Source organism: Bradyrhizobium sp. AUGA SZCCT0160 (assembly GCF_018130105.1).
Classification (GTDB): Bacteria; Pseudomonadota; Alphaproteobacteria; order Rhizobiales; family Xanthobacteraceae; genus Bradyrhizobium.
In genome coordinates, this window is record NZ_JAFCMD010000001.1 from 786,112 (window position 1) to 793,221 (window position 7,110).

8 protein-coding genes are annotated in these 7,110 nt (G+C 62.7%); 6 read left to right on the forward strand and 2 right to left on the reverse strand.

The window, feature by feature from the left end; all coding sequences use genetic code 11:
- Window positions 1-3: 3 nt before the first annotated feature.
- Window positions 4-522, reverse strand: a complete 519-nt coding sequence (locus tag JQ558_RS03545; protein WP_212292854.1) for a MarR family winged helix-turn-helix transcriptional regulator — start codon at window positions 520-522, stop codon at window positions 4-6.
- 302 nt (window positions 523-824) lie between these two features.
- Between JQ558_RS03545 and JQ558_RS03550 the strand changes: the two genes are divergently transcribed.
- Complete coding sequence (locus JQ558_RS03550) at window positions 825-1,706, forward strand: SDR family oxidoreductase (RefSeq protein ID WP_212268836.1); 882 nt, start codon at window positions 825-827, stop codon at window positions 1,704-1,706.
- 70 nt (window positions 1,707-1,776) lie between these two features.
- On the forward strand, window positions 1,777-2,577 hold the full coding sequence (locus JQ558_RS03555; protein ID WP_212292855.1) for an enoyl-CoA hydratase/isomerase family protein: 801 nt from the start codon (window positions 1,777-1,779) through the stop codon (window positions 2,575-2,577).
- A 2-nt stretch (window positions 2,578-2,579) separates the two neighbouring features.
- On the opposite strand, the gene JQ558_RS03560 is transcribed toward JQ558_RS03555, so the two are convergent.
- The gene (locus JQ558_RS03560) at window positions 2,580-3,383 is read right to left on the reverse strand and encodes an enoyl-CoA hydratase/isomerase family protein (protein ID WP_212292856.1); all 804 of its coding nucleotides are present in this window, start codon (window positions 3,381-3,383) and stop codon (window positions 2,580-2,582) included.
- A gap of 213 nt (window positions 3,384-3,596) precedes the next feature.
- Here JQ558_RS03560 and JQ558_RS03565 point away from each other — a divergent pair, with 213 nt between their 5' ends.
- The 4 genes from JQ558_RS03565 to JQ558_RS03580 are packed head-to-tail and all read left to right on the forward strand — an operon-like array spanning window position 3,597 to window position 7,033.
- Window positions 3,597-4,466, forward strand: coding sequence for an SDR family oxidoreductase (locus JQ558_RS03565; RefSeq protein WP_212208291.1), 870 nt, complete (start codon window positions 3,597-3,599; stop codon window positions 4,464-4,466).
- A gap of 40 nt (window positions 4,467-4,506) precedes the next feature.
- A complete protein-coding gene (locus JQ558_RS03570; protein WP_409363394.1) occupies window positions 4,507-4,983 on the forward strand; it encodes a MaoC family dehydratase in 477 nt (158 codons plus the stop codon).
- Window positions 4,980-5,855 carry a CoA ester lyase gene (locus JQ558_RS03575; RefSeq protein ID WP_212292857.1) on the forward strand — a complete coding sequence of 292 codons (876 nt, stop codon included), beginning with the start codon at window positions 4,980-4,982 and terminating at the stop codon, window positions 5,853-5,855. Before JQ558_RS03570 ends, JQ558_RS03575 begins: the two co-directional genes overlap by 4 nt.
- Complete coding sequence (locus JQ558_RS03580; protein ID WP_212276319.1) at window positions 5,852-7,033, forward strand: acyl-CoA dehydrogenase family protein; 1,182 nt, start codon at window positions 5,852-5,854, stop codon at window positions 7,031-7,033. Before JQ558_RS03575 ends, JQ558_RS03580 begins: the two co-directional genes overlap by 4 nt.
- Window positions 7,034-7,110: the final 77 nt, after the last annotated feature.

Genomic DNA, 7,110 nt, shown 5'->3' on the forward strand with positions numbered 1-7,110 from the left:
CGGCTACGCCGCTTTCCTGCTCTTTCGCGGTTTAGTCTTCTTGCCGACGTCCTCTTCGCTTTCGCTCGGCAGGGCGTTTCCATCGGACATCGCCAGCAGATTGTGCTTCATCGCCAGCAACGCGTCCGACGCCGCTTCCAGTGCCTTGCGGTCAATCCCCTGGGTCAGCTGGGCATTGAACTTGTCGGTCTCCTTGCGAAGTTTTTCCAGGAAGCCGCGCGCCTGCTTGGTGACAAAGACGCGCTTGACGCGGCGGTCGACCGGGTCCGCCTGCCGAAGCACGAAGCCGGAAGACTCCAGACGGTCGATCAGAGCTCCCACGCCGACCTTGCCGACGTCGAGCTCATTGGCGAGCTGCGTCTGCGGCAGCCCGTCTTTGCGCGAGATGAAGGCGAGCACCCACCATTGCGACCGCGTGATGCCGAGCGGCGCAAGGGCGCGATCGAACATCATCCGGCGCAGCCGGGAAACGTCGTGGATGAGGTAGCCTAGTCGGAGATCCCAGTCGGGCCGGTCGACCATGTCGTTTTTCCTCGTCAGAAGCCTGATACCGATGCGTGTCGATCCTGGCGATTCAACTGATATCATACACAAGCGTATTTTAAAAGGAACGCACCGCGGCGAACCCGGCCGTGGCGATTCCCGGCGGGGCTTATCCCCAGGAATCGGCTCTATTTGCTGGGAGTTGAGCCGGATCGAGCTCCCGGGGAGATCTTTGAGCCGGGACGATCGCGATTTACAGATGAAGTACATTAGTGTATTAATTTGACTTGGCGGCCTGACTCGGCTGTCATGTAAGCTTCGAATAGCGGGATTTGCCGTTCATGTTCAGCCGTGACGTCCTCAAGGGCAAGCGCATCCTCGTGACCGGCGGCGGCACGGGACTCGGCAAGGAGATTTCCTTAGGCTTCGCCGCGCACGGCGCGCATGTCTTCATCTGCGGCCGCCGGCCGGAAATTCTCGAGCAGGCGGCTGGCGAAATCCGCGCGCGATCGGGCGGGCAGGCCGAGGCGCTGGTCGCCAACGTTCGCGATCCCGACAGCATTGAAAAGATGATGGCGGAAATCTGGGCCACCGGACCTCTCACGGGCCTCGTGAACAACGCCGGCGCCAATTTCCTGGCGCCGACCGAGACGTTGTCGCCTCGCGGCTACGAGGCGATCAGGTCGACCATCATGGACGGTTCGTTCTACGCGGCGCAGGGCTGCGGAAGGCGCTGGATCGCAGCAGGCCTTCCCGGCGTGATCATCAGCAATCTCGTCACCTGGGTCTGGACCGGATCGGCCTATGTGGTGCCGGCCGCGATGGCCAAGGCCGCCGTCCATGCGATGACGATGTCGCTTGCGGTCGAATGGGGACCGAAGGGCATCCGCGTCAACGCGGTGGCGCCCGGGCCGTTTCCGACCGAAAATGCCTGGGACAAGCTCAATCCGCTGGCGGAGACCGGCGTGGGGGCGACCCAGGCGGATGAAGTTCCGCTGCGGCGGTTCGGCAAGATGGATGAGCTGCGCAATCTCATGATCTTCCTGATGTCGGATGGCTGCAGCTACATCACCGGCGACACCATCAGCATTGACGGCGGGCATCATCTGGCGGCGCCAAGCACGTTTGCCGGGCTTTCAAAACTTTCGCCTGACGATTGGCAGCGGGCGCGCGAGGCCATTCAGGCTTCGACGCGCAAGGAAAAGGAAGGCCGGTCAGCCTGACACCAGGCCGGTGGCGAAGAGCCGGCCTCGAACGCATTTCCAACAAGTCCGAACGACCGGGAGAGACGCAATGGGTCTGGCAAACGCTACCACCAGCTTCGAATGCACGATCGACGGTGGCCTCGCGCATATCGTTCTCAATCAGCCCGAACGCGGCAACCCGATCGACGGCGACTTCTGCTGCCAGTTCGGCCTTTGCATGGCAGAATTGAGCGAGCGTGACGATGTACGATCGGTGCTGATTTCCGCGCGCGGAAGGCTGTTCAGTGTCGGCGGCGATCTCGCAGCGCTCGCCTCCCGTGGCGCCGCGCTGCCCGTGACCATCAAGTCGTGGACGGCGGATTTGCATGCGGCCATCGTGCGGATGGTCCGCATGCGTGCACCGGTGGTGGTAGCGGTGCAAGGCAATGTCGCGGGCGGCAGTGTTTCGCTGATGGCCGCAGGCGATCTGGTGGTGATCGGCAAATCGGCGCGTATTTCATCCGCATTCGCCAAGATCGGCTTCACGCCGGACAGCGGCTCGACGACAACCGTGACGCGGCGCATCGGGGTCGCCCGTGCCCGGCGGTTCTTCCTGCTGGCGGAAACGATGGACGCCGACGCCGCGCTTTCGGCTGGACTGGTCGACTATGTCGTGAATGACGATGCGGTCGTTGCCGAGGCCGAGAAGATCGCGCGCGAACTGGCTTCCGGCCCCACCGAAGCCTATGGCGGGATCAAGCGCCTGTTCCTGCAGACGCTCAACCGTTCCATTGAAAGCCAGTTGGAAGACGAGGCGCAAACGCTGGCCGCGATCTCGCGAACGGCGGACGCCCAGGAGGGCGTAAAAGCCTTCAGGGAGAAGCGCAAACCGACATTTGCGGGACGGTAGTTCTATTGATCCCGGTAGGTCGGGTCGCGCTTCTCGCGAAATGCCGCGACAGCCTCCTGGTGATCGCTGGTTTCGAGCAGCATCACCTGCTGACGGTCTTCGATCATCAATGCGGCATCGATGCCGGGCGCGTCAATCAGCGCGTTCAGCGTTTGCTTGGTCAGACGCAAACCCATCGGCGAGGCGCGGGCCATTTCGGCGGCGAAGGCAAGGCCGGTCTTGAGCAATTTGTCGTCGTCAACAACGTCGCTGACGAGGCCCACGGCCTTGGCCCGGTCCGCACCCAGAAACCGTCCGGTCAGCAACAGTTCCGACGCCACCGAAAGACCGACCAGCCGCGGCAACAGATAGCCGGACCCCATGTCGCAGCCGCCGACGCCGACGCGTATGTAGGCGGCGTTCATCCGCGCCGCCGGCGTCGCAAATCTGACATCGGAGGCCAGCAGCAAGGAAAACCCGGCGCCGCATGCCGCGCCCTGAACAAGTGCCACGATCGGCTGCGGGCAGCTCCGCATCAGGCGGATGATCCGCGAGTAACGCTGCTGCATGTCGAGCTGCCGCTGCGGACGTCCCGCGCCGGGCGCTGCGAACGCATCGGACCCGAGCTCGGCCCCGGCGCAAAACGCCCGCCCATTGCCCCGGAAGATGACGATGCGCGTGCTCAGGCGATCGTGGAGCCCCGAAAAGTATGCGATCAGCTCGTCGGCCATCACGGGTGTCACCGCATTGAGGGCATCCGGCCGATTGAGGGAAAGAATCTCGATGGTGTCACGTTGCTCGACGGTAATGGTGGTGAATTTGTCCATGTCGTGCGTTTCCCATTCGCGCCAGGACAGCAGGATGTCACGGTGCGGTGTGGATGGCCATAAGCGGCCGATTGTTCCAAGTCGTCTTCGACCTGTCGAGGCGCTCAGCAAAGCGCTTGCGAAACAGAATACACCATATCATAATATAGTGTACTAATTTTTGTTGCGCGGGGCGGTCAACTGCCGATCGCGCCCATCCCTTCGGAGAGCACGATGCCGTATCAATCGGTCTTCAGGCCGGATCTGTTCAAGGGCAAGACGATCATCGTCACCGGCGGTGGCAGCGGGATCGGTCGTTGCACCGCGCACGAACTGGTGGCCCTCGGCGCCAATGTCGCGATCCTCGGTCGCACCGCCGAAAAGCTGGCGGAGGTGAGGTCGGAGATCGAGGACGACGGCGGACGGGTTCTCACCCAGGTTTGCGATATCCGCGACGAGACGATGGTAATCGCGGCGATCGACGCCGTGCTCGGCACTTACGGCCGCATCGACGGGCTCGTCAACAACGCCGGCGGTCAATACCGCGCGCCAATGAAAACCATCTCGACCAAGGGTTTTGAGGCGGTGGTGCGCAGCAATTTGACCGGCGGGTTCATTTTCATGCGCGAGGTCTACAATCGCTGGATGGAGGCCAATGGCGGGGCCATCGTCAACATCATCGCCGACATCTGGCATGGCTGGCCCGAATTCGCGCACTCGGGAGCTGCGCGCGGCGGCATGCTGACGCTGACCGAAACCGCGGCGTGCGAATGGTCTTCCTCGGGCGTGCGCGTCAACGCGGTCGCCCCCGGTGGTATCGTGTCAAGCGGGTTCGATACCTACACGCCCGAAATGCAGAAGAAGCTGCATGACTTCACCGCCGGTGTGCCGCTGCAGCGGTTCGGCACCGAGGCCGAAATCTCGGCGGCGATCGTGTATCTGTTGTCGCCGGCTGCAGCCTACGTCACCGGTTCCTGCATCCGGGTGGACGGGGGGACGCCGAATGCGCGAACGACGTGGAGGCTCGAGCCGCATAGTCGTAGCGCGCCCTTTGAAGGCTTTCATCGCTCCAGGCTTCCGGAGGCGTTGAAGAAAGCGCCCTGACTCCCGTCGGGCAGCGAATATTTCGTACGCGTATGTACGAATACAAGAAAGGCGAGGAAACCAGATGGCGGGACTCTATTTCGAGCAGTTTTCGGTCGGACAAACTTTCGTCCATGAAATCCGGCGGACGGTCACCGACATGGACAACATCCTGTTCTCGTCGCTGACCTATAATCCGGCAGCGGTGCACATCGATCACGAATACGCCAAATCGACCGAATTCGGCAAACCGCTGATGAATTCGATCTTCACCCTCGGCCTGGTTATCGGTCTGTCGGTGCAGGACACCACGCTGGGCACGACGGTCGGAAATCTCGGGATGGAAGACACGAAATTTCCGCGCCCGGTCTTTGCCGGTGATACGATCAGGGCGGAAACGAAGATCCTGGCGGTGCGCGAGAGCAAGTCCCGCCCGACCCAGGGTATCGTGACGTTCGAGCATCGCGGCTTCAATCAGCACAATGAGGAAGTCGCCTATTGCCGCCGCATAGGTCTGATGATGAGGCGCCCCGCATGAGATTGCGCTCCCTTCTGTTTGTGCCTGGCGACAGCGAACACAAATTCGCCAAGGCATCCGGCATCGGCGCCGACGCGCTGATCCTTGATCTTGAAGATGCCGTGGCGCCGCCGCGCAAGGCGTTGGCGCGTGAGATGGTGAAAAATCTGCTGGGCGGTCCGGCGCGCGACTGGGTGTTCCTGGTGCGCATCAACCCGCTCGGCAGCGGCCTGACGCTTGACGACGTCGCGGCGATTGTCCGACCCGGCCTCGACGGCGTCCTGATCCCCAAGGTCAACGGCATGCAGGACATCGAACTGATTTCGAATTACGTCGACGTGCTGGAGGTCGCCACCGGCGTCACGCCGGGTCACGTCAAGCTGCTGGTGGTCGCAACCGAGACGCCGGCCGCCATGATCGGCTTTGCGGGTTATGCAACGCCAAACCGGCGCCTCGTCGCCATGACGTGGGGCGCCGAAGATCTCGGCGCGGCGCTCGGCGCACTCTCGAACAAGGAAGCCGACGGAAGCTGGACGTTCCCGTATCAGGTCGCGCGGGCGCAGTGTCTGTTCGCCGCGGGGGCTGCGGGTGCCATGGCACTGGACACGCTGTATGGGGATTTTAGGGATGAGAAGGGACTGGCGGAAAGCTGCCGGATCGCGCGCCGCGACGGCTTTGTCGGCAAGATCGCCATTCACCCCGCTCAGGTCGCGACGATCAACGAATGCTTCACGCCGTCGGAGGCCGACCTGGCGCATGCGCGCCGCGTGGTGGCGGCGTTCGCGGCGCAGCCCGATGCGGGAACGCTCGGCATCGACGGCAAGATGTATGACATGCCGCATCTGATCGCGGCAAAACGCGCGCTCGCCTCGGCCGGGGAGGACGTCACATGAGTGCATTGGCCAACGAGTTCGAGCCGGGAGACGATCAGGCGGCCATTCGCGAAGGCGTGCGCGCAGTCGTCGCGCGCTTTGGCGACGACTACTGGCTGGCGCGCGATGACGACGGCAAGTTCCCGTTGGAATTTCATCGCGCGATGGCCGACGCCGGCTGGCTCGGCATCACCATGCCGGAAGAATATGGCGGCTCCGGCCTCGGGGTGACCGAGGCCGCGATCATGATGCATGAAGTTGCCAGCCATGGCGGCGGCATGTCCGCGACCTCGGCGGTGCATATCAATCTGTTCGGACCGCATCCGATCGTCGTGAAGGGTACGCCGGAGCAGAAGGCGCGCTGGGTTCCGCGGCTGGTCGCCGGCGAAGATCAGTGCTGCTTCGGCTTTACCGAGCCGGATGCCGGGCTGAACACGACCCGGATCAAGACTTTTGCGCAGAAGGTCCCCGGCGGCTATCTCGTGCATGGCCAGAAGGTCTGGACCTCGACCGCGCAGGTCGCCAACAAGATCATGCTGCTGACCCGGACCACCAAATACGAGGATTGCAAGCGCCCGACCGACGGCATCACGATCTTCTACACCGATCTCGACCGGTCCAAGATCGACGTTCATCGCATTCCCAAGATGGGCCGCAAGTCTGTCGATTCCAACGCCATCTTTATCGACGGGCTGTTCATTCCGGAAGCCGACCGGATCGGCGAAGAGGGCAAGGGCTTTTCATACATCCTGCACAGCCTCAACCCCGAGCGCATCCTCATTGCGGTCGAAGCGATCGGGATCGGCCAGGACGCGCTGCGCCGGGCAGCAAAATACGCGCGCGAGCGTGTGGTGTTCGACCGGCCGATCGGCCAGAACCAGGGCATCCAGCATCCGCTCGCGGAGAACTGGATGTATCTGGAGTCAGCCTGGCAGATGGCGATGCGCGCCGCCTGGCTCTACGATCACGACAAACCCTGTGGCGCCGAAGCCAACGCCGCCAAGTTCCTCGGCGCCCGCGCCGGCCACGACGCGGCGTGGCAGGCGATCATGACCCATGGCGGCTTTGGATACGCCAAGGAGTATCACGTCGAGCGGCTGTTCCGCGAAGTCTCGATCACGCGGCTGGCACCGATCACCGAGCAGTTGATCCTCAGCTTTATTGCCGAAAAAGTGCTGGAGCTGCCGAAGAGTTATTAGAGCGGGATGGAGTTAGGTTGAATCGATTTGGGATTCCCAAATCAGTAGGTTTCTGATTCACCATGCTGGCTGGACGG

What these genes read in the sequence shown, in the direction of transcription:
- JQ558_RS03545 (WP_212292854.1), bottom strand. Translation starts at nt 522, where the DNA reads ATGGTCGACCGGCCCGACTGGGATCTCCGACTAGGCTACCTCATCCAC.
- JQ558_RS03550 (WP_212268836.1), top strand. Translation starts at nt 825, where the DNA reads ATGTTCAGCCGTGACGTCCTCAAGGGCAAGCGCATCCTCGTGACCGGC.
- JQ558_RS03555 (WP_212292855.1), top strand. Translation starts at nt 1,777, where the DNA reads ATGGGTCTGGCAAACGCTACCACCAGCTTCGAATGCACGATCGACGGT.
- JQ558_RS03560 (WP_212292856.1), bottom strand. Translation starts at nt 3,383, where the DNA reads ATGGACAAATTCACCACCATTACCGTCGAGCAACGTGACACCATCGAG.
- JQ558_RS03565 (WP_212208291.1), top strand. Translation starts at nt 3,597, where the DNA reads ATGCCGTATCAATCGGTCTTCAGGCCGGATCTGTTCAAGGGCAAGACG.
- JQ558_RS03575 (WP_212292857.1), top strand. Translation starts at nt 4,980, where the DNA reads ATGAGATTGCGCTCCCTTCTGTTTGTGCCTGGCGACAGCGAACACAAA.
- JQ558_RS03580 (WP_212276319.1), top strand. Translation starts at nt 5,852, where the DNA reads ATGAGTGCATTGGCCAACGAGTTCGAGCCGGGAGACGATCAGGCGGCC.